Origin of the sequence: Bacillus sp. AM 13(2015), assembly GCF_001518755.1 — a bacterium.
Taxonomy (GTDB): Bacteria; Bacillota; Bacilli; order Bacillales; family Bacillaceae; genus Bacillus; species Bacillus safensis.
Genome location: NZ_LKCP01000090.1, coordinates 87131 through 110561 on the forward strand (window position 1 = coordinate 87131; position 23431 = coordinate 110561).

Annotated in this window: 18 protein-coding genes; 8 read left to right on the plus strand and 10 right to left on the minus strand. The window is 41.5% G+C overall.

Going from position 1 to position 23431, the window contains the following annotated elements:
* Nucleotides 1-94 precede the first annotated feature (94 nt).
* Nucleotides 95-4387, plus strand: coding sequence for a multifunctional 2',3'-cyclic-nucleotide 2'-phosphodiesterase/3'-nucleotidase/5'-nucleotidase (locus AOQ70_RS17620; protein ID WP_059377708.1), 4293 nt, complete (start codon nt 95-97; stop codon nt 4385-4387).
* Nucleotides 4388-4426: 39 nt separating this feature from the next.
* Here AOQ70_RS17620 and AOQ70_RS17625 read toward each other — a convergent pair whose 3' ends face one another.
* The 7 genes from AOQ70_RS17625 to AOQ70_RS17655 all read right to left on the minus strand — a co-directional run bounded on the left by AOQ70_RS17625 (nt 4427) and on the right by AOQ70_RS17655 (nt 12964).
* Nucleotides 4427-4861, minus strand: coding sequence for a hypothetical protein (locus tag AOQ70_RS17625; protein WP_041087241.1), 435 nt, complete (start codon nt 4859-4861; stop codon nt 4427-4429).
* Between the two features lie 72 nt (nt 4862-4933).
* On the minus strand, nt 4934-5662 hold the full coding sequence (treR, locus tag AOQ70_RS17630) for a trehalose operon repressor (protein WP_059377709.1): 729 nt from the start codon (nt 5660-5662) through the stop codon (nt 4934-4936).
* 19 nt (nt 5663-5681) lie between these two features.
* Complete coding sequence (gene treC / locus AOQ70_RS17635) at nt 5682-7382, minus strand: alpha,alpha-phosphotrehalase (protein ID WP_059377710.1); 1701 nt, start codon at nt 7380-7382, stop codon at nt 5682-5684.
* A 15-nt stretch (nt 7383-7397) separates the two neighbouring features.
* On the minus strand, nt 7398-8834 hold the full coding sequence (gene treP / locus AOQ70_RS17640; protein ID WP_041087235.1) for a PTS system trehalose-specific EIIBC component: 1437 nt from the start codon (nt 8832-8834) through the stop codon (nt 7398-7400).
* A 168-nt stretch (nt 8835-9002) separates the two neighbouring features.
* Nucleotides 9003-9389 carry a J-domain-containing protein gene (locus tag AOQ70_RS17645; protein ID WP_058837482.1) on the minus strand — a complete coding sequence of 129 codons (387 nt, stop codon included), beginning with the start codon at nt 9387-9389 and terminating at the stop codon, nt 9003-9005.
* Between the two features lie 160 nt (nt 9390-9549).
* Nucleotides 9550-11274, minus strand: coding sequence for a methyl-accepting chemotaxis protein (locus AOQ70_RS17650; protein ID WP_059377711.1), 1725 nt, complete (start codon nt 11272-11274; stop codon nt 9550-9552).
* A 31-nt stretch (nt 11275-11305) separates the two neighbouring features.
* Nucleotides 11306-12964, minus strand: coding sequence for a pyridoxal phosphate-dependent decarboxylase family protein (locus AOQ70_RS17655; RefSeq protein ID WP_058837484.1), 1659 nt, complete (start codon nt 12962-12964; stop codon nt 11306-11308).
* Between the two features lie 579 nt (nt 12965-13543).
* On the opposite strand from AOQ70_RS17655, the gene AOQ70_RS17660 reads away from it, so the two are divergent.
* Complete coding sequence (locus AOQ70_RS17660) at nt 13544-15529, plus strand: LTA synthase family protein (RefSeq protein WP_039177124.1); 1986 nt, start codon at nt 13544-13546, stop codon at nt 15527-15529.
* A gap of 98 nt (nt 15530-15627) precedes the next feature.
* Nucleotides 15628-16215: a YjgB family protein gene (locus tag AOQ70_RS17665; protein WP_058837485.1), complete on the plus strand. Its 588-nt coding sequence runs from the start codon at nt 15628-15630 to the stop codon at nt 16213-16215.
* A 43-nt stretch (nt 16216-16258) separates the two neighbouring features.
* Here AOQ70_RS17665 and AOQ70_RS17670 read toward each other — a convergent pair whose 3' ends face one another.
* On the minus strand, nt 16259-16762 hold the full coding sequence (locus tag AOQ70_RS17670; RefSeq protein ID WP_024426621.1) for a DoxX family protein: 504 nt from the start codon (nt 16760-16762) through the stop codon (nt 16259-16261).
* A 479-nt stretch (nt 16763-17241) separates the two neighbouring features.
* Between AOQ70_RS17670 and AOQ70_RS17675 the strand changes: the two genes are divergently transcribed.
* Together AOQ70_RS17675 and AOQ70_RS17680 are read left to right on the plus strand one after the other, a co-directional pair.
* Complete coding sequence (locus AOQ70_RS17675; RefSeq protein WP_059377713.1) at nt 17242-18603, plus strand: DJ-1/PfpI family protein; 1362 nt, start codon at nt 17242-17244, stop codon at nt 18601-18603.
* 440 nt (nt 18604-19043) lie between these two features.
* Nucleotides 19044-19802, plus strand: a complete 759-nt coding sequence (locus tag AOQ70_RS17680; protein ID WP_059377715.1) for a DUF817 domain-containing protein — start codon at nt 19044-19046, stop codon at nt 19800-19802.
* Nucleotides 19803-19820: 18 nt separating this feature from the next.
* On the opposite strand, the gene nagE is transcribed toward AOQ70_RS17680, so the two are convergent.
* A complete protein-coding gene (nagE, locus tag AOQ70_RS17685) occupies nt 19821-21188 on the minus strand; it encodes an N-acetylglucosamine-specific PTS transporter subunit IIBC (RefSeq protein WP_059377718.1) in 1368 nt (455 codons plus the stop codon).
* 187 nt (nt 21189-21375) lie between these two features.
* Between nagE and map the strand changes: the two genes are divergently transcribed.
* The 3 genes from map to AOQ70_RS19460 all read left to right on the plus strand — a co-directional run bounded on the left by map (nt 21376) and on the right by AOQ70_RS19460 (nt 22682).
* Nucleotides 21376-22125 carry a type I methionyl aminopeptidase gene (gene map, locus AOQ70_RS17690; RefSeq protein WP_024424611.1) on the plus strand — a complete coding sequence of 250 codons (750 nt, stop codon included), beginning with the start codon at nt 21376-21378 and terminating at the stop codon, nt 22123-22125.
* Between the two features lie 123 nt (nt 22126-22248).
* Nucleotides 22249-22410 carry a hypothetical protein gene (locus AOQ70_RS19820; protein ID WP_087976421.1) on the plus strand — a complete coding sequence of 54 codons (162 nt, stop codon included), beginning with the start codon at nt 22249-22251 and terminating at the stop codon, nt 22408-22410.
* Nucleotides 22411-22544: 134 nt separating this feature from the next.
* Nucleotides 22545-22682 carry a YflJ family protein gene (locus AOQ70_RS19460; protein ID WP_064497716.1) on the plus strand — a complete coding sequence of 46 codons (138 nt, stop codon included), beginning with the start codon at nt 22545-22547 and terminating at the stop codon, nt 22680-22682.
* A gap of 42 nt (nt 22683-22724) precedes the next feature.
* Here AOQ70_RS19460 and AOQ70_RS17695 read toward each other — a convergent pair whose 3' ends face one another.
* Complete coding sequence (locus AOQ70_RS17695; RefSeq protein WP_058837489.1) at nt 22725-23375, minus strand: MOSC domain-containing protein; 651 nt, start codon at nt 23373-23375, stop codon at nt 22725-22727.
* Between the last annotated feature and the right edge of the window lie 56 nt (nt 23376-23431).

The following is a 23431-nucleotide window of genomic DNA, read 5'->3' on the forward strand; positions in this document are numbered from 1 at the left end:
CTTTACAATAATCTGCAAAAAATAACTACAAAAGTTAACGAAACATTTCTACAATAGGTATTGTGGTCAAAAAAATTAGAAAGGCGGAGATCAGGTGAAGAAGCAAACACATAGGTCTAAACGAAGGAAAAACCTGTCTATTCTGCTCACTTCCATTATGATGATTAGTCTCATTCTCCCAGCAGTACCTACTCATGCAGCAATAGAAAACGGCGATGCCGTAAAAGTTAGCATCTTAGCCACAACGGATGTTCATGCGAACATGATGAACTATGATTATTACAGCGACAAAGAAACAAATGAATTTGGTTTGGCAAAAACAGCCGAGCTAATTGAAAAGCACCGTTCACAAAATCCAAATACACTCCTTGTTGATAACGGAGACCTGATTCAAGGAACCCCTCTTGGAGAATACGTTTACAAAAATGAGAAAGACGGCATCATCAATCAAACAAAGGTTCACCCCATTATTCATACACTCAACAAACTAAAGTACGATGCAGGAACACTTGGCAATCATGAATTTAACTACGGATTATCATTTCTTGACGGTACTATTGCCGGGGCTAACTTCCCGATTGTCAATGCGAACGTCAAAAAGTTAAATGGAGAACACCGTTTTACGCCTTATGTGATTCAAGAAAAAACATTTAAAGACGCAAACGGAGCCTCACAAACTGTGAAAGTCGGTTACATAGGATTCGTTCCACCACAAATTATGACGTGGGATAAGAAGCATTTAGATGGACAAGTTCAAGTGCAGGATATCGTCGAATCTGCCAATGAAACCATTCCTGAAATGAAGGAAAAAGGAGCAGATATCATCGTCGCTCTTGCCCATACAGGAATTGAAAAAACCGCTTCGCCTAAAGGATCAGAAAATATGATCTTTGACCTTGCCACGAAAACGAAAGGCATCGATGCGATCGTGTCTGGCCACCAGCACGGCACATTCCCAAGCGCTGAATATAGCGGCGTTGACAAATTCGATGTCTCAAAAGGAACCATCAACGGCATTCCAGTCGTCATGTCTAAAAACTGGGGAAGCTACCTCGGCGTCATTGATTTAACATTAGAGCCTGACGGCAGCAACTGGAAAGTCACAGATGGAACAGGAAAGATTGAATCTGTTGCAGGAGTCACCTCTCAAAACAGCACTGTAAAAGATGCTATTCAAACAACGCATCAAAACACACTTGATTATGTAAGAAAGCCAGTCGGTAAAACAGAAGCAGACATTAACAGCTTTTTTGCTCAAGTGATGGATGACCCTTCTATTCAAATTGTGACGGATGCACAAAAATGGTATGCACAAGAAAAAATGAAGGATACGTCATACAAAAACTTACCGATTTTATCTGCAGGCGCCCCGTTTAAAGCCGGCGGCCGAAACGGTGTAAATTATTATACAAATATCGCAAAAGGTGATTTAGCGATTAAAAATATCGGCGATCTCTACCTTTACGATAACACCGTGCAGATTGTCAAACTGAGCGGCAGTGAAGTGAAAGACTGGCTCGAGATGTCTGCCGGACAGTTTAATCAGATCAAACCAAACGATTCAAATGAACAGCCTATTTTAAACGAAGAATACCGCTCGTATAACTTTGATGTGATCGATGGTGTCACCTATCAAGTTGATGTGACGCAGCCTGCTAAGTACAGCACAACAGGCACTCTTGTCAATGCGAATGCAAACCGCATCAAAAACCTGTCCTACAACGGAAAACCAGTCTCTGACAATCAAGAATTTTTAGTCGTGACAAATAACTATCGAGCTTCTGGCGGCGGTGGCTTCCCGCATCTGACGCAAGATAAAGTGGTGCTTGCCTCAGCCGATGAGAACCGCCAAGTGCTGATGGATTATATTATCGAACAAAAAACCATCAACCCAAGTGCGGACCAAAACTGGTCCATTGCACCAATCAAAGGCGCAACAGTCACTTTCGAATCTTCTCTTTTAGCTAAGCCGTTTGCTGAAAAATCTAGCAGCGTAGACTTTGTTCGTAACGCCAGCACAGATGGTCTTGGTGTGTACAAGCTAGCCTTTAAAGAGGATGGCACAACAGAACCGCCTTCATCAGACAACTGGAATTTAACGGTGATGCATACAAACGATACACACGCCCACCTTGATGATGCGGCAAGGCGTGCCACAAAGATTAAAGAAGTTCGGGCCGAAAGCAAGAACAACATTTTATTAGATGCTGGAGATGTCTTCTCTGGTGACCTATATTTCACAAAATGGCAAGGACTTGCCGACCTCAAACTGATGAACTTAATGAAATATGATGCCATGACGTTTGGTAATCATGAATTTGACAAAGGTCCTTCTGTTCTTCGTCAATTCCTGACAGGTGATGCATCAGATGTAGATGCGAAAAACCGTCACCAATTTGAAAAGCCTGCATTCCCGATTGTGTCATCAAACGTTGATGTCTCTAAGGAAAAACAATTGAGCGGCTTAGTGAAAAAGCCAGCCACATTTAAAGCTGGTGAGAAAAAAGAAGCTGGGATTTACCCATACATCCTGCTTGATGTAAACGGTGAAAAGGTGGCGGTATTCGGATTAACCACTGAAGACACGGCCATTACATCCAGCAGCGGCCCTAACATTCAATTCAAGGATGCATACAAGAAAGCAAAGGAAACAGTCAACACCATTCAAACAGAAGAAAAAATCAATAAAATCATTGCTTTAACACACATTGGCTATAACCGTGACCTTGAGCTGGCTCAAAAAGTAGACGGTATTGATTTAATCATTGGCGGTCACACGCACACCCTTGTAGAAAAATTAAAGGTCGTCAATAAGAAAGAACCAACGATTGTCGCACAGGTGAAAGACTACGGACAATTCTTAGGGAAAGTAGATGTGGCCTTTAATCAAAAAGGAGTCGTACAGCCAAAGAAATCTTCTTTTGACCTCATCACCATCGATGACTCTGTCAAAGAAGATGCCGATGCAAAAGCGATCCTCGATCAGTACAAGGCAGATATTCAAGATTTAAAAACGGAAAAAGTCGGATCTACTGATGTCCTCTTAGACGGACAACGAGAGCACGTCCGGGCGAAGGAAACGAACCTTGGGAACTTTATTGCTGACGGCATGCTGAAGAAAGCGCAGGAATCTGCTGGTGCTGATCTTGCCATCACAAACGGCGGCGGTATTCGAGGCAGCATTGAAAAAGGAGATATCACTTTAGGTGATATTTTAACGGTCATGCCATTCGGAAACACACTCTATGTCGCGGATTTAAAAGGTAGCCAAATTAAGAAAGCGCTCGAACAAGGGCTTTCAGGCATTGAGGAAGGCGGCGGCGCATTCCCTCATGTAGCCGGCATTGAATATACGTTTACACTGAGTAAACCAGCTGGCAGCAGACTCATTGATGTCAAACTGAAAGACAAAAACGGCAAACTAACAGACATTGATGATAAGAAAACATACCGCGTGGCAACAAACGCATTTGTCGGGACAGGCGGCGATGGCTACAGCGTCTTTACAGAAGCCTCTCACGGCGAAGACTTAGGCTATGTTGACTATGAAATCTTCAAAGAGCAAATTGAACAGGCAGACGGCGGGCATATTTCTCCTGTCATCGATCATCGAGTGAAAGAAGTGTTCCTTCCACGTGCGAAAGGAAAAGGCGCTTATGACATTCAAGATGATGAGAAATTCCAAACGTATGTGCAGCATACAAACAAAGCATTGCTCTATTTAGACAAAGCGAGCGAAGCGAAAAACGTTCAATTGTCACTATCAAAAGCACAGGTAACCGAGCTGAAGAAAAGAGAGCAAGATCCGAACGTCACTATCTATCATGACAAAGTGGGACTCGCATTACCGCTCTCTAACTTGTCCGAGAAAAACGCAGAAATATCGATGACAAAGACGGATAAGGTGAAAAATGCATTAACGGATACGTATGATTTCCAAATCAAACAAGATCAGAAAAAGGTTTCTACCTTTAAAGATCCTGTTACACTATCCTTTACATTAGATGAGCCTCAAAAGGCAAAGAAACCTGGTGTATATTATGTAGACCGCAAGAAAAATCGTTATGCCAAAACAAGTAATGGATCATTCGAAAATGGGGTCGTTTCAGGTCAAACTGAGCACTTCAGCGAATACACCGTACTCAACCAAAGCGGGGCAGTTGGAACAACGCCAGATCAAACTGGTGGAGACGGCGGAAGTTCAGCGCCAGGCGGAGGTACAGGTACAGATCCAAACCAAGATGGAACCGGACTCCCAGGCGGCACACTGCCGAATACAGCAACAATGATGTATACAGCTGTATTGATTGGCGTACTCATGCTTGCCTCAGGCGGTATCCTCTATTACTACCAGCGTAAGCGTACAAGAAACAATGTATCATCCTAAAAGAAAAGGACAGAGCCTATGCTCTGTCCTTTTTCCATCTCAATCCTGTGATAAATAAATCCAATTGCGTTTATCAAATTGTTTCACATCATCTGATCCTATATGACGCAGCATTCTATTGAAGAACGTGATGTCATCTTCATCATCGATGGCATATAAATCCTCTTGAACATAATCTCTCGTAATAAAATTCGTTAAATTCGTATTATTTACAAATTCAGCAAAATACGATTGGACAAGAGTTAAATCCTCTTCACTTAACTTTTCATCATTAATAATTGAAATATGAAACACATTCAAAATCGCTTGTATATCTTCTTCATCCATATAACATAATGGATCTAGTTTTCTATCTTCTTCCGTAAACGGTTTTCGAGTATCTTCAATGATGACGTAACATAATATTCGATGATCTTTCATCACGCTAAAAATTTCTAAATCCCGTAATTTTAGTGGTCGATTCAGTCTAATCATTTTTCCTCCTATAAATCAAAATTTTTTCGTTGTGTATATCCCCGTTTCTCCAAAACCTGAAAAAGACAGAGCCTATGCTCTGTCCATTTTTTCTCTTCTAGCAAAATCGACGAACCTGAAGCGGTCTAACCTGTGACGGCTTTCTGTGTATTGAAATAGACTCGTATCCTCTAAGAACACATAATTCTTTACCACGACGACATGGTCAAATCCCTTTAAATCAAGGTACTTCGCATCCTCTTCTGTACATGGCTCTACCACAAATTCCTTTTGAGCATAGCTGATTGATACACCGAGTTCTCCTTCAATATACTCGTAGATTGATCCTTCGCATATGTCTTTAGACAATACTTCAACATGCTTTTGCAAAAAGTAGTCCTTGTCTAAAATCACTTCTTCCCCGCTAATATTGCGAGAGCGAATGACTTTCCAGACGTCCGTCTGTCCATCAATTTTCAGCTGAGACTGAATATACTGATCCGGTTTGATTAAACCAAATTCATGAACCGTTGTGACTGTCTTTCGGCCAAGCGTTTTGGAAAGCTCTTTAAAGCTGACAAGACCTGATACAGGGAACTGCATTTTCTCCCGATTCAGCAATACAGAGCCTTTCCCGCGGATTTTTTGGATATAGCCATTTTGCACAAGAATATTTAATGCCTTTCTCACCGTCTCCCGGGACGTGTCGTACATAATCAGAAGCTCATGCTCTGATGGGAGGATACCTTTATCCTGCCATTCACCTTGTTCAATTCGTCTTGCGAGCTGATCATAAATCACTCGAAACTTATTCTCTTTCATTTTCCCTCCGCCCCATTTTCTAGCGTTTGGTTAAATGATAAACGATTGACTCATATGGGCGCAACGTAAATCCCTTGATATGTGCCGGCACATCCTCATAATTGGATAACAGCACTTGACTCTCCATCTCATCAACAGCCTGCACAAGCTCATCAGGAAGCGTAAAGTCCGTCTCCCCTGCATAAAAGTGGTTGATCACGAGGAGCTTCTCATCCTTGCTTTCTCTAACATAAGCAAAAATCTTTGGATCTTCTGCTAGGAGTAAGGAGAAGCTGCCATATGTGATCACGTCAAGTTCTTTACGCAGTCTGCAAAGGGCTTGGTAATGATAGAAAATGGACGTCCGATCTTTTAATGAAGCCTCGACCGAAATATCGTTATTGGCTGGCTCAATCCAAGGCGTTCCTGTTGAGAAACCTGCATTCTTCTCTGAGGTCCACTGCATTGGTGTTCTCGCATTATCTCTTGACTTGACCTGTAAAATGGCGAGTGCTTCTTCCTTTGATTTCCCCTTTTCAAGCATGACTACGTACATATTGAGTGATTCGATATCACGGTAAGACGAAATGTCCTCAAAGCGAGGATTCTTCATGCCTATTTCCTCACCTTGATAAATATAAGGAGTCCCCTGCATGAGATGAATTGTGGTCGCCAGCATCTTCGCTGATTGCTGATGATACGTGTCATCATCACCATATCTTGAGACGATACGGGGCTGATCATGATTGCACCAGAACAGGGCATTCCAGCCGCCGCCCTCATGCATTTTCGTCTGCCATTCAGACAGAATCGACTTCAATTCTTGAAAATCAAATGGCGCGATTGCCCATTTTTCACCATTTGGATAATCCACCTTTAAATGATGGAAGTTAAACGTCATATCAAGCTCCTGCCGATCAGGTCTTGTATACCGAATACAGTCTGCGATATTCGTTGAAGACATTTCTCCCACTGTCATGCTATCGTATTTCGAAAAAACCTCCTGGTTCATTTCATGCAAAAATTCATGAATTCTTGGCCCGTCTGTATAGTACATGCGGCCGTCACCTTGCACAGATTGTCCGGCATCATCTAAGAAACGCTGATCCTTTGAGATGTTGTTGATGACATCCAGCCTGAACCCATCAATTCCTTTTTCAAACCAAAAGTGCATGATGTCATATACTTTCCTGCGCACTTCATCCTTCTCCCAATTGAGATCCGCCTGAGTGACATCATATAAATGAAGATAATAATCTCCTGTTACTTCGTCGAGTTCCCAGGCTGGACCGCCAAATTTCGACTGCCAATCATTCGGCGGAGATCCATCCGCTTTTGGCTCCTTCCAAATATAATAATCTCGATAAGGGTTATCCTTTGACTCACGCGAGGCTTGAAACCACTCATGGAAAATGGATGTATGGTTAACGGCTAAATCCATGATGACTCGTATTCCTCTCTCATGCGCTTCCTTCAGCATGCGTTCAAAATCTGTCATTGTGCCGTACATCTCATGGATTTTTGTATAATCACTAATATCATAGCCGTTGTCATACTGCGGGGACTCATACATTGGCGTGAGCCAAATACAATCCGCCCCAAGCTCTTTGATATAATCAAGCTTTTTCGTCACGCCATTGATATCACCTGTCCCAGAGCCTGTTGTATCTAAAAAGCTTTTCGGATAAATTTGATAGACCACCGCTTTTTTCCACCACGGTTCATTTGTTTGCTGATTCAATTTCCTTCACCACCACTAGTTAAGTTCGTCTGAAAAATCCTTCTTCTTTTTTAGTTTTGCATATAAAAGAGTACCGATGAATGGGAGGATGAGTACAATCACCATTCCGATTGCAAATGCACCCCAATATTTCGGGATAATGGAGAAGATTCCTGGAATGCCTCCAACACCAACTGAACTTGCCAGCACCCCTTGAGAAGCGATAAACATACCGGCTAATCCTGAGCTGATCAGAGCAAAAATAAATGGGAATCGATAACGCAGGTTGACCCCAAACATGGCCGGTTCAGTAATTCCTAAATAAGCAGAAATACTGGATGTTAACGAAAGTCCTTTTTGCTTTTCATCTTTTAAGACAAACATCATCGCAAGGGCAGCTGATCCTTGTGCAATGTTGGATAAGGCAAGCATTGGCCATAGGAACGTGCCGTGCAGCTTTGAGTTAATCAATTGAATATCAACAGCGAGGAACGTATGGTGCATTCCTGTAATGACTAATGCTGCATACAGTCCGCCGTATAATAGACCGCCAAGTGCTGCGAATTGCTGGAATACCGCTACAAGTCCAGATGTTAAAACGTTACCGATTGCAAATGTAACAGGTCCAATGACGATAAATGATAAAAATCCAATGACTAATAACGTAATCGGTGCAACCACTAACAGCTGAATACTTTCAGGTGTCCGTTTTGTGATAAATAATTCGAGCTTTGCAAGTAAATAGGAGGCAACGAGTATCGGAAGAACCTGTCCTTGATAGCCTACCTTCTGCACTTCAAGTCCAAACAAGTTCCAAACAGGAATGTCACCGGTCTTCTCTGCCGCTCCATAGCCCCATGCGTTTAACAAGTCTGGATGTACGAGCATCAGACCGAGGACCATCCCTAAAAGTGGATTCCCCCCAAATCGCTTCACAGCTGACCAGCCAATTAATGCTGGCAGGAACGTGAAGGCAGTGCCAGCAATTAAGTTGATCATATTCGCTAAATCAGCCCATGCCGGGTACACATCCACAATCGATTTTTGATCGAAGAAAATATCAGGAGCTGTTAAAATATTATTAATCCCCATTAATAAACCGGCTGTGACGATAGCAGGAAGAATCGGTATAAAGATATCAGCAAGCGTTTTCACAGCACGCTGCAATGGATTCAATTTTTGATCAGAGGCACGCTTGACGTCCTCTTTTGTGGCTTCCCCAATTCCCGTCCTTTTGACCATTTCGGCATATACTCGATTGACGACCCCTTGGCCGATAACAACTTGGTATTGACCGTTCGCTGAGAAAGATCCCTTCACTTCATCAATTTGTTCAAGTGCTTTCTCATCCACCTTACCTTCATCTTTCAGCACAAAGCGCAGCCTTGTTACACAATGTGTCGCTTGATCGATATTTTCTTTGCCGCCGATGGCTTTCACAATCTGATCTGCTGCTGCCTGATAATCAGCCATACTATCCCCTCCGAGATCGTTTTTTTATATAAGAAAAAAGAACCAAAAAACTTGTATATACATGTTTACTTCATATTTTATATTTGTATATACATGTAGTCAACAATAAAATGTAGCGCTTACATAAAAAAAGCTCCCTCAATGTGCTCAGGGAGAGGCGGCGTGTCATTATCTTTTTTTATGCTCTGTTAATTTCTCGTAGACCTTATTTTTGTAAAAGGAGGAGGCTGGGCGAGCAAAAGTTTGACGCTTAGATGTAAGTTCATCCAGACGTTTTTGTTTTTCTTCACATATGAGAGACAGTTTCTTTCTTACCTCTCCATCTATACTCGATTGAAGTAATTCTTTGACAGTCATAAGTTCTTTTTTCAGCGCTGTTTCTTCCCCAGCAAATCCGGCATTTTTCATAATGCGGTAGCCCATTCTAAGTTCTTCTGGTACATGAGCAGCGTCATCTTTTGGCAGAGGCTTCCCAAAGCCAGATAATCCTTCAAAAGCCCCGTTATCCATCGCTTTTTTGATCCGTTCTTCTGATAATCTCTGCGCAAAATCCATAGCGTTTCTCCTTTCGTCGCAAGTGTTTGATTAAGCATAGCAAATAAGCTGGCTCTCTCACAAGAGCCAGCTTCAGCGTCTAGACAAACCCTCGCATTCGGTGCTCGTCCCTTCTTCGCTGAAAAGAGAAAAAGGGCTAAAATATTTTAGCCCTTTCTTGTTATTTCTTGTCGATTTTGAAAGTTGAGACCATTTGTGCTAAGTCGTCTGACATGTCAGAGAGCTGTTCAATCGCACTTGAAATTTGCTGCATACCAGCACTTTGCTGTTCTGTTGCTGCCGCTACTTCTTGAGAGCTGGCTGCATGTTCTTCCGATACAACAGAAATTTGCTCAATCGATGTAGAAATCGTTTGATATGCTCGCTCAACTTGCTTAATAGAAGCAAGCAAATTGTTCGTTCTTCTTGAAAACTGAGATACACCGTCGTAAATCACAGCGAAGTTTTGTGACGTGCCTTCCATTTGCTCACGTCCTTCTTCCACTGCTTTACTGCTTTCCTCTACGCTTTCAAGAACACGCTGGCTGTTTTCCTGTGTACCGATAACGAGGTCTGAAACAGTTTTAGCTGCATCTGCTGATTGCTCTGCTAATTTACGTACCTCATCTGCCACAACAGCAAACCCTTTTCCTTCTTCCCCAACACGTGCCGCTTCAATGGAAGCATTCAGTGCAAGAAGATTCGTTTGTGCTGAAATGTCCGTAATAATCGAGATCACACTTTCAATCTCCGTTGAATGGGATTGTAATTCTTCTGCTGCCTGCTTCGAGTTGGTCATCTTGTCATGTAACAAGTTCAGATGATCAAGCACATGGTTCACAAGTTTTTGACCAGATTCTGACTGCTCCTGTACGTCAGATGAAACAGATTTCATTTCATCGACTTCTTTTGTGACGCCTTCGATTTGAGTATCGATCTCTGCAACAGATCTCGTACAATCCGTAATATTTGCGACAGAATCATTGATTCCTTCACTCATATTCGTCATGGCTTCTGACACTTGCTGCGCACTTTGACTTGATTCGTTCGTCACCGTGCGAAGCTGTGAAGACATTTTTGATACTTCACTAGATGAGTGCGAGATCTTCGAAATGAGCTCTTTGATCCGCCCCTGCATCTTTTGGAAGGATGCGGCAAGCTGGCCGATCTCGTCTTTACTCTCAACTTCTACCATTCCAGTTAAATCACCGTCAGCAATTCGGTTCGCTGATTCCATCAATGAACGTGCTGGTTTCGCAATTCTTCTTCCCATGATAAAGGAGAAGAGCAATCCACCGATGAGCACAATAGCCGATGCAACCGTAATGTAGATTGTGAGCTTCTTCGTAGTGGCTGGAACAATTGATGCATCTAGATCAATCCCTAAAATCCCTGTCAGCTCACCGCCTGAATCTTTGATTGGCAAAAAGACTGATTTATGTGTTCCATATGAATCATGGTAAATATCACTTTTGACCATTTTATCTTCAGAAAGAGCTTGCTTCATCTCATCTGAAAATGCATAATCCTGGTCAAAATCATTGTCTTCCCCAGTTAATACGATAATTCTTTCTTTACCGCCTTTATTAGATAACACGTATAAGTTCTCAAGCGTATGATCTTTTTGAAGCTCTGTGAATTTCTTTTTGATATCGACATAAATGGGATCATCCTTCCCGCTAATGCTGAGCACGTTTCCATCGATGTTATCGATTTCTTTTTTGGCGGTATCAATATCTGTTGTTAATCGATAATCAAATTGCTTTAATAACTGGGATGATAAATCCTGGCTGACTAGATAAAATGTTAGAACGAATAATGCAACGGTTGCGAGTAATGTTACGGTAACGACTGACATGATTTTAGAGGATATCGTGTATCCTCCAAATTTCCTTTGTTTCGCCATTTTTTCCTACATCTCCACTCTCAGATTTGGTTTAAGCATGTACATTTTCAAATTGTCCACAAACAGATGCAATCACATCTTTTAAATAAGATACGATATGAGGGATATGCTCTGGTAACGTATAAGGTGAGATGACAAAAAACTTACTAACACTTAGATAGAATTCTTGACCTTCTTTTGAGTTAACAAGTAAAAACTTCGTTGTATCGCCAAAGAACATCTCGTCTCTTTTCTCTCCAAGCTTTTCAAACAACATTTTGTTCAATTCATTGTTTCGCTCAATTTCCATTGAAGTCGCTTCGCCAGAAATCTCTTCTTGAAAACGCGGTGAGCCGTCTAGGTAAATTCTAAATAATGTAGCCATTCCGACGTTGTCATCATTCACGACTTCTGCTTGCGGAATTTCCCTACTAAGTGCTTCTCTGAAGGCAAGGTTTACTTCTAAGAATTGACCGAGCAAGCGCTGGTAGCCTTCAATCCCAAACGTTAACAGCACACTCAGCATGCTGATTGAGCTTCCCATTCTTGAGCACTCAAGTGTATAACCCGTATGGTATTCCCCGTAGCCTCTATGGCCAACATATGGCGTCTCTTGTTCTTCCAGATCCAAACGCTTTAAGTCAGCAGCGTTTTTCACTAAGAATAAACTGGATGTGTAAGGTGTTTGGCCGAGCTTTTGAAAATCAAAGCACATCGAGTCTGCAAGAGAAAGATGCTGGAATTTCGCTTTGATTTCTTTTAGCATACGAAGAACACCGTCTGTGAATTGCAGCGGGTTTTCTGATACATCATACTCATTAAAGAAAGCAAAGAATCCACCCAGCGCCGAATCTGCATGAATATGCGGCACCTTCAGATCATACTTTTCAGCAATCGCTTCTGCTGTTTCACGTACCCCTTTTACATCATCAATTGCAATGGCATCTGTTGTTCCGGTTGTTGCCACAATATAAACGGGAATCCCGCCATCCTGTGCAACACGTTCCATTTGACAACGCAAATCTTCCATATCCATTGAATGATCTTTATTCGTCTTAATTCTGATTAAGTTGTTTGTGCCAAGTCCTGTTGCTTCCATTGACTTAAATAAGCTGTAATGTGCGGCATCAGAACAAAACGCATAAAGATTTTGCGGAACTCCTTTTCGCAGTGACTCCGGCGCTGCTTTGGCAATCGCTAAACGAAGTCCTGAAAAAATCGCTCCTTGACCTCCCCATGTTGTGTATCCCCCGCTCACGTTTGGATCATATCCGATGAGCTTAGACATCATTGAGACCACTCTGACCTCAGCTTCCGCACCTGCTGGCCCATAAACATCCCATAGGTTGTTTCCGTTTACCAGCATAGCTGTCAGCATGCCTAAAATTCCTGGTGTACTTGCCATTGGCAAAATGTTCGTGAAGAAATACTTGGTGTGGTATGGATGGTTATGTAAAAGCTTCAGTAATTCTTCATTCACAAGTTCCGCTTGCTGGCCGTTCATCGGAATTTGACTTGTTTCAGTGAGCTTTTTGTAAAAGTCCTCCCCACGATTCTTTTCACCTTTAAGGTGTGCACGGTTGGGATCCTTCAGGTCATCGACCCCTGAAATGATCTGCTCCATCAATTTGACGAGTTCTTTACGCTCTCCTGCATTTCCGTCCTCACTCGGAAACCAGTTCTGAACGAGGTTCTCTGCTCGTACAGTCATATACTATCAATCCTTTCAATGGAAGATTTCCTGTCACTGTCTATATCGACCCCAATTCAGAAGTTTATAGTCTCGATATGTTCACTTAAGTATATCTAGATAATTTGTTTACTTATTAAAATAAATGAAACCCTTAAAAAACACATCAAAAGCATTATGTTGATGAAACACAAAAATATATTGATATATCGTATAAGAGGAATTTTTATCCATCTTCTTGTTCCATTCCATTGTTCATTTTTTTTGCTTAACCTGCATAAACATTAATAAACAATGGAAAAACTCTCTAAATGACCATTGTAGAAATTAAATTAATTCTTTAGACTTATGCCTTTTTACCTGTTTTATTGATATAGCAACTGGAAAATTGCTGAATTTTCTGTCAATAATAGGTCGATTTTCATAAAAAGTTTTTCGATGGGCGAATATTTTCATTTTCTCTCCTTTTATTGCTCGGACAGGCTTGCAAAGGCGCTTCACCGGTTATGACTTTTCTATTTGTGCATTTCGTGGTATATTCTAATGGTTCGTTTTCTTTCGTTCCGCCTCTTCCGTGTATCGGAGAAAAGGAGTGTTTATATGAAAACATTTATTCAAAAAAGAGGTCTCGGCTTCTTTCTGATTGCAGCCATCTTACTATGGCTCAAAACGTATTCAGCGTATTTAATCGAATTTAAACTTGGTATATCAAATGTGCTTCAGCATATTTTGCTTTTCGTGAATCCTATTAGCTCCAGCTTGTTCTTTCTTGGCTTTGCTTTATTGTTCAAGAAAAAATGGCAGCCTGCCGCTATCATTGTGATTCACTTTTTCATGTCTTTTTTACTATACGCAAACATCGTGTACTATCGATTCTTCAATGACTTTATCACGCTGCCTACAGTGATGCAGGCAGGAACGAATGGCGGACAATTAGGTGATAGTGCATTTTCACTCATGCGTTGGACTGATGTGTTTTACTTTATTGATACAATCATTTTGATCGTACTTGCAGTCCGCATGAAAAGGCAGCAGCAAACAAGTACAGCCACGACTGTACCTGTACAAAAGTCAAAATCGTTTAGACTCGTCCTTGTGTCCTCTGTTGTGATCTTTGTTTTAAACTTAGTTGCTGCAGAGATCGATCGTCCAGAGCTTTTATCAAGATCGTTCGACCGCAATTATTTAGTTAAATATTTAGGTGCTTATAACTTTACTGTGTTTGATGCCATTCAAAATGTGAAATCAAACAGCCAGCGTGCTCTCGCAAATTCAAATGACGTGACAGATGTAGAGAATTATTTAAAAGCGAACAGCGCTGATCCTAACCCGGCTTATTACGGGAAAGCGAAAGGCATGAACGTGATTACAATTTCTCTTGAATCTCTGCAAAACTTTGTCATTGATTATAAAGTGAATGGAAAAGAAGTAACGCCGTTCCTTAACTCATTGGCACACGACAACAAAACGTTTTACTTTGATAACTTCTTCCATCAAACAGGACAGGGAAAAACGTCTGATGCTGAATTTATGATGGATACTGGATTATTCCCATTATCACAGGGCTCTGTTTTTATTAACAAAGCGCAAAACACGTATCAAGCACTTCCTGGTATTTTGAAGAAGGATCAATATACGTCAGCCGAATTCCATGGCAATACGAAAACCTTCTGGAACCGTAATGAAATGTTTAAATCCTTTGGGTATGACAGATTTTACGATTCTGAGTACTACGATATGAACGAGCAGGATACGAAGAACTACGGACTGAAAGACAAACCGTTCTTCAAAGAATCGATGCCAATGCTTAAAAACCTGAAGCAGCCGTTTTATTCGAAATTCATTACCTTATCGAACCATTTCCCATTTGGAATGGACGAAGGTGACACTGATTTCGAACCTGGTGACTTCGGTGACTCTGTCGTCGATAACTACTTCCAATCGGCTCATTATTTAGATGAAGCGATTGAACAGTTCTTCAACGATTTGAAAAAGTCAGGTCTCTATGACAACACAGTCGTCATTATGTACGGAGATCATTACGGCATTTCTGAAAACCATAATGAAGCGATGGAAAAAGTGACAGGGCAAAAAATTGGAGATTATGAAAATGCACAGCTCATGCGTGTGCCGCTCTTTATCCATGTACCTGGCGTAAAAGGCGGACAGATTCATAAATACTCTGGTGAAGTCGATGTCGCACCAACCCTTCTGCACCTGCTCGGCGATGATACGAAGAACTATTTAATGTCTGGTTCTGATATCTTATCGAAGAACTTTAAAGAGCTTGTGCCATTTAGAAACGGTGACTTCGTGTCTAAGGACTACACGAAAGTAGGCAATAACTATTACAGCAACAAAACAGGCGAGAAAATCGAGCCAACTGACAAGGCATCACAAGAAAATGAAACGGTGAAAAAGATGCTGGAGACATCTGATAAGATTGTCACCGAAGATTTACTCCGTTTCTACAAACCTAAAGGCTTTACACCGATTGACCGCAACGACTATGACTATACAAAGAAAGTACAGGATGAAAAGGATTCCTCTTCCGCCAAAGATGAATCCAGCTCTTCTTCAAAATAACTTTCTCATGCTAAGAACCAGCCGATCCTTGATCAGCTGGTTCTTTTTACGTTTGATCATGATTGCACCGGGTATAGGAGAAGAAGGAGGGATTTATCATGAAGAAAACAGCAGCTTTTGTCGTGACTGCCTCACTTGCTTCGTCTGCCCTATTCGGTTTCAGCCCTGCTGTCTCAGCACACGCCATGGCCAAACCAGCAGCAGAACAATCCGTTCCTCAAGGTCCAAAAGCCGCGCTTACCAGCATTTATGAGCTGGCACATAAAGGACAGATGCCTTACTATGCAAAAGGGCTCAAAATAGGCGTTCAAACAAAAAAAGACGTTCATCATAAGCTCGGAAATCCATACCCAGAAACAGGTCAAAGCAGCTTTGATCTCTATCACGCTGAAATGGGGAATCCTGGATTTGCTTTTCACTATGATGCAAAAGGCAAGATTGATGAAATCCGTTATTTCGGAACGAATGTAGAAAAAGAAACAAATATTGGTGGAATGACCCCTGCTCTACTAAAGAAACAGCTCGGATCAGCGGATTCAGTGAGCACCATCCCGCAAACAAAAGAGAAAAAATATGTGTATCGAACCGGTGATTATGAGCTCGAATTTATCGTTGGACATGATCCTGATATTAGCCAGCATGAACTCACCGTGCTGCATATCAACTTGATAAAAGCCAATTCTTAAATAAAAAAGCATCCTGAGCACATGCTCTGGATGCTTTTCTTTATTATGATGCCACTTCTAATTGCGGCTTTCTTTTCAGTTTTCGTTTGAGGACTGGACCTGCTACATAATCAAGACCAAGTTTTCCGGCATTTCCTTTCGCTGCCATGATGAAGACTGCGATCAGAAGAAGCAGCGGGTTCACAGAGACAGTTCCAGCTAGTAAGAAAGAGACATTCATCACGCTTCCAAAAAAGGCTGCCGTTGTTGTGAATAATCCGACAATTAATCCTAGGCCTACTAAGATTTCTCCCCACATGACCATAGCACTAAATAATCCGGCATTCGGCAAAGCGACATTTTCTAAAAACCATACATAGAACGGATACACAAGATGACCATCTTTGACGACAGGTTCAGATATCGCAAATTGCAAATAGCCTGATGCATCAAATCCACCTGTTAGTTTTCCAATACCAGATGTCAGCCAAGTCCATCCGATATAAAGTCTTGCTGCCAAAAGGATAACGGCTGCCCATACATTCGTTTGTAAGAATTTTGTAAACATGATGATGCCTCCTTTTAAATTATGTGAAATATTTCACATTTTCTTTATGATCTTATTATACTATGCTATTTCTTATTTGTGATCTCTTTCACATATATATTCACAAATTGTTCATGAATATCTAATTTATGCAAATCTCAAAAGTGTGTGCAGCTTGTAGAAATAAACTTTTGGAGTGTGACGCGTTTCATGGTTTTCAAACAACTCAACTGCTGTGTCAAAGTACGATAGGGATGAGGTATTGGTTAGTAGTGATGTGTACCTTTAAAGAACCAGAAGTAATACTCTAACAACCTGTCCGGTCAGTTAATATTTTAAAATAAGCTTTCGTCTGCTGTTCGAGAAAAAAATCCTTTACTAAGACCGTAGTCAGAGAAAATATAAGCCTCGAGCGGGTTTAATCAATTTCCTCCTCCCTTTATTATCAAAGTAAGTAACACGTCACAATTAACTAGAGAACATTAAGGGAGAGAAGACAATTGAATAAATTATGGCGTTTCATCGTGTATGTATGCGTTTTCGTTCTGGTTGTTGGAGGAACCGGAGCGATCGGTTTCATGAGCACGATGCAGGAGGCTATGTCGGTTTATGATAAGCCAGTTCCTGCTTCTCTACAAAGCATCCAAACTCCTACCTATGATTCGAAAAAGCCAACAGTGGTCGTTATTTTGGCGAATGAAGTAACCGAGGTGTTTGATTTTCTCGTACCATACGAAATGTTCTCCATGACGGGTTCGTACAATGTATTTGCGGCAGCTCCCAACAAAAACATAAAATCGTTGACGGGCGGGCTTGATGTCGTACCGCATTACTCTTTCGACGAGTTGGACAAATTGACAGGCAAAAGCCCGGATATAATTGTGATCCCTTTCATGCCGATTTTGGATGAAGCGAAATACAAACCCGTCCGCGATTGGATAAGTAAGCACTCCGGCAAGGAAACGCTATTGTTGTCCATCTGCAATGGGGCGGAAAATTTGGCGGATACCGGCCTGCTGAACAGGAAATCTGCAGCAACACATTGGGGAGATATCGGCAGATTGGAAAAGAAATATACCGAGATTACTTGGAAAAGGGATCAGCGTTACGTGCATGACGGTAACATAGTCTCCTCCGCCGGCCTGACTTCGGGGATTGATACCACACTGTATGTTATATCCCAGCAAATGGGAGATCCTGTAGCGGAGAAAGTGGCGAAGGAAATGAATTACCCTTCCTACGATTTTGTTCAGCATCCGCAAATGGAGCCTTTCACGGCCGGATTGAGCGATATCGTCTATATTTTGAACAATGCGTTTCAATGGAGCAAGGAAAAGAACGGAGTCCTGCTGTATGACGGTGCCGACGAGCTGATGTTATCCTCGGCTTTTGACACGTACGGGGCTTCTGGAACAACAACAACATTGACGATATCCAACAAACGCGAGCCGGTTGTTACTCGGCACGGTCTGAATCTGATCGCCCGATATCAAATAGAGGATGCTCCAAAACTCGACAAAATGATTTTTGTGGGACCGGACGTGAAGACGCGCGCTGCAGACGATATCCGAAACTGGAACGTGAACGGTGGAAAGGCTGAGCAGCTTTTCCTGCACAGTGATTCGCCAGAGCGGTTCGCGATGGAACCTGCGTTTGAAGATTTGGCGAAGCAAGAAGATATCTTGACGGCGAAATTCGCCGCCAAGCGGCTCGAGTACCGCGCCACAAGCCAGCTTAAGCTTAAAGGAGCACCATTTTCGTACGAAGCGTTCGGCATACCGATCGGTGTCGGCTTGTTGTCTATGTTCGTCGTATATTTGGTAGAAAGACGTTTCTTAAGGAAAAAAACTGTTCCTGCATAAAACAGGAAGCAAAAGAAACATCACAGTTTAGGAAGAAGAAGCACAATCCATTTACAATTAAGAGTAAATGAGATTGATCATGCTTTGAAAGTTGCCATAATGGTTGATTACTATAAATTTAATTAAATTCCTGATAAAAAATGATCAAACTTTTTTATAAAACCAAAACTTAAATATGCTAGAGAAGAATCCATTTTGATCATACTTTTTTCAAAATGGATTCTTCTAATTTATCGTAAAATAAGGGTTTATGAGGTATTTTTGATTAAACTTTATAAAAACACCCTCTATTAAGAGGGTGTTCTTTGAGCTGAGTCAAAACTGAACAGGTCACCACCAGAATTCATCTTATCTTGTTCTTTCTGCTTCATAGAGGTAAACTTTTCCCTTGCGAAAACCGTCTAAGTCATTTCAGACAGTAAAAAGGGGTTTAATTTTGTATGAAAACACTATTTCATTTTGCTTATTTACAGGCCATCTCATGTCTATTCCCCGTCATGATCTTTGCGGCGCTTGCCCTATCAAAGACGGTGTCTATTCCTTTTCTTCACCGGTATGATTTCATTCTACTGCTTTGCCTCGCAGCTCAAATCCTAATGCTTGCGCTGCGGCTGGAGACTTGGACGGAGCTAAAGGTCATTTGTCTATTTCATCTCATAGGAATCTGTTTGGAAGTGTATAAAGTACATATGGGCTCTTGGTCCTACCCAGAAGAAGCTTATACAAAAATATTCGGGGTTCCACTTTATAGCGGCTTTATGTATGCAAGTGTGGCTAGTTATATTTATCAGGCATTTTCACGACTTCATGTAAAAGTGACCGACTGGCCTCATCCATTTCTTTCAATTGGTATCAGTTTGTGCATTTATCTCAATTTCTTTACGCATCACTGGCTTTATGATGTCAGGTGGTGGCTGACATGTCTGCTTGTTGCTGTGTTTTGGAAAACGTCGGTTTCGTTTCAGGTTGGTCCATCTTCCTTTCGAATGCCGCTTGTTGTTTCATTTTTCCTGATTGGCTTTTTCATTTGGATTGCCGAAAATGTCACCACCTTTTTAGGCGCATGGCAATATCCAAATCAGCAGCATGCTTGGTCCATTGTTCATCTAGGGAAAATTAGTTCATGGTTCTTACTCGTCGTGATCAGTATTGTGCTAGTGATCGAACAGCGTAAACAAAAAAACGTTCAGCCCATTTGACCTGGCTGAACGCTTTTTTTAATCTCGATCGACTTCCTTACGGAGATCATCTGCGACAAATTCTACATTCGTTCCAATGATAATTTGTACGGATGTTTTTCCAGAAGTCAGCACCCCTTTGGCGCCTGCTTTTTTCAATGTACCTTCATTTAATAAATTTGTATCCTCTACTGTTAAGCGAAGACGTGTGGCACAATGATCAATCGTGGTGATATTGTCTTTGCCCCCAAGTCCCTCTACGAGCATACTTGCTCCTCCTGTTGTCACCGCATCATCCGCTGCGATATCTTCCATGTCATCATCTTCCCTGCCTGGTGTTTTCAGCTTTAATAGTTTAATGAGGAAATAGAAAACGACAAAGTACACGACGCCATAAATGATTCCTACTGCAAGAAGCAAGATCGGCTTTTGCGCAATGCCGAAGCTTAAGACGTAATCAATCGCACCTGCTGAAAAGGCAAAACCGCTATGAATCCCGAGGGTGTTCACAATAAAAAGCGAAAGCCCTGTTAAAATAGCATGGACACCATATAAAAGTGGAGATAAAAACATGAAAGAAAATTCAATTGGTTCAGTGATCCCTGTAATAAATGATGTAAGTGCCATCCCAATCATCAGACCAGCTGTTGCTTTTCGCTTCTCAGGTTTTGCAGTCACAACCATGGCTAGACATGCCGCTGGCAGACCAAACATCATCACTGGGAAGAATCCTGTCATAAAGACACCCGCGCTTGGATCTCCTTTAAAGAATCGCGCTAAATCCCCTGTTGCCCCGCTGAATTCCCCGAATTGAAACCAAAATAAGTTATTCAAAACATGGTGAAGTCCTAATGGAATGAGCAATCGGTTAAAGAAACCAAACAGCCCTGCACCTGTTGCACCGAGACTTAAAATCCATTCCCCTAGATCATTGATCACACTTTGAATCGGCGGCCATACATATCCGAAAACGGCTGCTAATAGAATGGTGAAAAGTGCCGTCATAATAGGCACAAGCCGCCTTCCGCTAAAGAAACCTAAGTATTCCGGCAGCTTCGTATCCTTAAATTTATTGTAAACATAACCTGCCAAAAGCCCGCATAAAATACCGCCCAATACCCCCATATTGTTGGTTGAGTTGATCGACGTGGTACCGGCTGACAAAATAAAATAAGAGATTGCACCTGATAATGCCGCTGCCCCGTTCCCATCCTTTGAAATACCAATCGCTACTCCCATTGCAAAAATTAAAGCCAAGTTCGCAAAAATTGCATTCCCTGCCGCATGAATAAACGGGATATTGAATACATCCTCCCGGCCAATGGCCAAAATAATCCCTGCTGCTGGAAGCACAGCGATTGGAAGCATAAATGATTTTCCTAGCTTTTGAAAAAACTGAAACACCATCTGATTTCCCCCCTTTGTCATCATCATGACTAAATCGTTCATGATGTTCATAAAAAATATATCATATGCACGTCTAGTTATCTATACCAATTTGTCCACATCGATTTGAATTCCGCTCTTTACTCTTTTTGCGTAAAATGTGGTAAGCTATTGAATAGAATGAAGTTATAGAAAGCGGGAATGAACAGTGATTGTCAAACATGATCATGAGTTAGAAGCCTTAAAAAAAGTCGGCCGAATTGTCGCTTTGGCAAGAGAAGAAATGAAAAGCCAAGCGAAACCAGGCATGTCTACAAAAGAATTAGATTTGATTGGGAAAAAAATATTAGAAGAGCATGGGGCCAATTCAGCACCTGAAAAGGAATATGACTTCCCTGGTACCACTTGTATCAGTGTAAACGATGAAGTGGCACACGGTATCCCTAGTGAAAAAACCATTTTACAAGAGGGTGACCTCGTAAACATTGATATCTCAGCAGAGCTTGACGGATATTATTCCGATACAGGCATTTCATTTGTTTTAGGTACAGGTGATGCTCGTCTTGAAGCATTATGTAAGTGTGCGGAGGATGCGTTCCTAGAAGGATTAAAACATGCAAAAGCCGGTAAAAGACAAAACCAAATTGGCCGTGCGGTCTACAATACAGCGAAAGAACAAGGATTTACCGTTATTAAAAACCTGACAGGACACGGCATTGGGAAGAACCTGCATGAAGCACCTAACCATATTTTGAACTACTATGATCCATTCGATAATGCTTTGTTTAAAAATGGCACAGTTATTGCCTTCGAGCCCTTCATTTCAACAAATGCTGAATCGATTTATCAGGCTGATGATGGCTGGACATTTAAAACACCAGATAAAAGTCTAGTCGCACAGATTGAACATACCATTGTGATCACTAAAGACGAACCGATTATTTTAACAAAGCTGTAAGCCAGCGGGTCCCTTCCTTTACTGGAGGGGATTTTTTCATGCCCGTTTCACGAATCTGTCACGACTAAACAAAAATGCCTGTGGTAAAATAGGCAAAGATATGCGAAAGGGGTCTTATTTGATATGTGGTTCATCATCATAGGTGTTATCTTTTTCATCGAAAGTATTATTTTAACGGTTGTAGGGATTAAGAAAAAACAATCCATGATGACCTATCTTGGTGTTATCATCATGATTATGACGGTCGGCATGATCCTCGTTACCCTCAACCCGCCAAATTCATAAATCAATATTTCCAGCATATACATGGATCATAGGCAGATAGAATCAGTTTTCATTTCTTGACACCTGCACACTTTTCACGTCCTTTTTTGAGATGTTACAATGCAGGCAGTTTCAATTGAAAGGAGTTTTCTATCATGCATTATGGTAGCAAAGGCTGGTATGTCGAAGAATTAAAGAAGCTTGGTGTGACTAAGCATGAAGGAAGAAAGCTTCAAAGCTTAAAAACATATTTCCTTGCAAATCTTCTTGAGCAAAAGAAACGCAGCTCATAAACGCTGAAAAGCCGTACATCTTAAGCTGATGTACGGCTTTTTTTAAATGTGCTGAATTCGTTTTTCTAAAGACTTCCTCACCACATCTGCTAAAGCTTCTACTTCAAGAACGGCTTTCAGTCTCTCTGGACTTGTTTGACGATATTTGACTTCATTGACCTCATGGACCGTAATGTGATGGGACGCTTTTTCTACGAGTACAAGCGATGCATCAGGCGGCACCATGCCTTCTTTCAGTACACGTAAATAAAAGCCTGTATACCCTGTTTTTTGCACTTCCTTTACAAGCTTCATGTTGCCATGCTTAACAGATAATTTCACACAAGGCTGTCTTGGCTGGCTCACCTCAACAAATGCATCTCCAAGCTGAAACACATCGCCAATATGCACATTCGTCTCGACTAGCTTGCGTACTGTTACATTCTCGCCAAAGGCAGCTTCCTGTAAAGGAATCCCTAAAAATTGCTCAAAGTAAGCATAATGATCGTACGGAAAGACGCAGACGGCTTTATCATAACCCCCATGATGAATCAAATCACCTTGGCCATCTCCCTCAAAATTGATCTGACTTAAATACACAGGCTCATGAATGCGCTTTTTGTTGATGGCTGTTTTGATTTCTTTTCCGTTCGCATAGGTGATGATAGGTTGTCCCACTTGGATTCCTTCTATGGCATATCTCTTCTGTCCCACGATGGCCATCTCCCTTTGGTTGTCTACTGGCTTTTATTTTACATCGTTTGACAAAT

What these genes read in the sequence shown, in the direction of transcription:
- AOQ70_RS17625 (WP_041087241.1), bottom strand. Translation starts at nt 4,861, where the DNA reads ATGATTAGACTGAATCGACCACTAAAATTACGGGATTTAGAAATTTTT.
- treR (WP_059377709.1), bottom strand. Translation starts at nt 5,662, where the DNA reads ATGAAAGAGAATAAGTTTCGAGTGATTTATGATCAGCTCGCAAGACGA.
- treP (WP_041087235.1), bottom strand. Translation starts at nt 8,834, where the DNA reads ATGGCTGATTATCAGGCAGCAGCAGATCAGATTGTGAAAGCCATCGGC.
- AOQ70_RS17645 (WP_058837482.1), bottom strand. Translation starts at nt 9,389, where the DNA reads ATGGATTTTGCGCAGAGATTATCAGAAGAACGGATCAAAAAAGCGATG.
- AOQ70_RS17650 (WP_059377711.1), bottom strand. Translation starts at nt 11,274, where the DNA reads ATGGCGAAACAAAGGAAATTTGGAGGATACACGATATCCTCTAAAATC.
- AOQ70_RS17655 (WP_058837484.1), bottom strand. Translation starts at nt 12,964, where the DNA reads ATGACTGTACGAGCAGAGAACCTCGTTCAGAACTGGTTTCCGAGTGAG.
- AOQ70_RS17660 (WP_039177124.1), top strand. Translation starts at nt 13,544, where the DNA reads ATGAAAACATTTATTCAAAAAAGAGGTCTCGGCTTCTTTCTGATTGCA.
- AOQ70_RS17665 (WP_058837485.1), top strand. Translation starts at nt 15,628, where the DNA reads ATGAAGAAAACAGCAGCTTTTGTCGTGACTGCCTCACTTGCTTCGTCT.
- AOQ70_RS17670 (WP_024426621.1), bottom strand. Translation starts at nt 16,762, where the DNA reads ATGTTTACAAAATTCTTACAAACGAATGTATGGGCAGCCGTTATCCTT.
- AOQ70_RS17680 (WP_059377715.1), top strand. Translation starts at nt 19,044, where the DNA reads ATGAAAACACTATTTCATTTTGCTTATTTACAGGCCATCTCATGTCTA.
- nagE (WP_059377718.1), bottom strand. Translation starts at nt 21,188, where the DNA reads ATGGTGTTTCAGTTTTTTCAAAAGCTAGGAAAATCATTTATGCTTCCA.
- AOQ70_RS19820 (WP_087976421.1), top strand. Translation starts at nt 22,249, where the DNA reads ATGTGGTTCATCATCATAGGTGTTATCTTTTTCATCGAAAGTATTATT.
- AOQ70_RS19460 (WP_064497716.1), top strand. Translation starts at nt 22,545, where the DNA reads ATGCATTATGGTAGCAAAGGCTGGTATGTCGAAGAATTAAAGAAGCTT.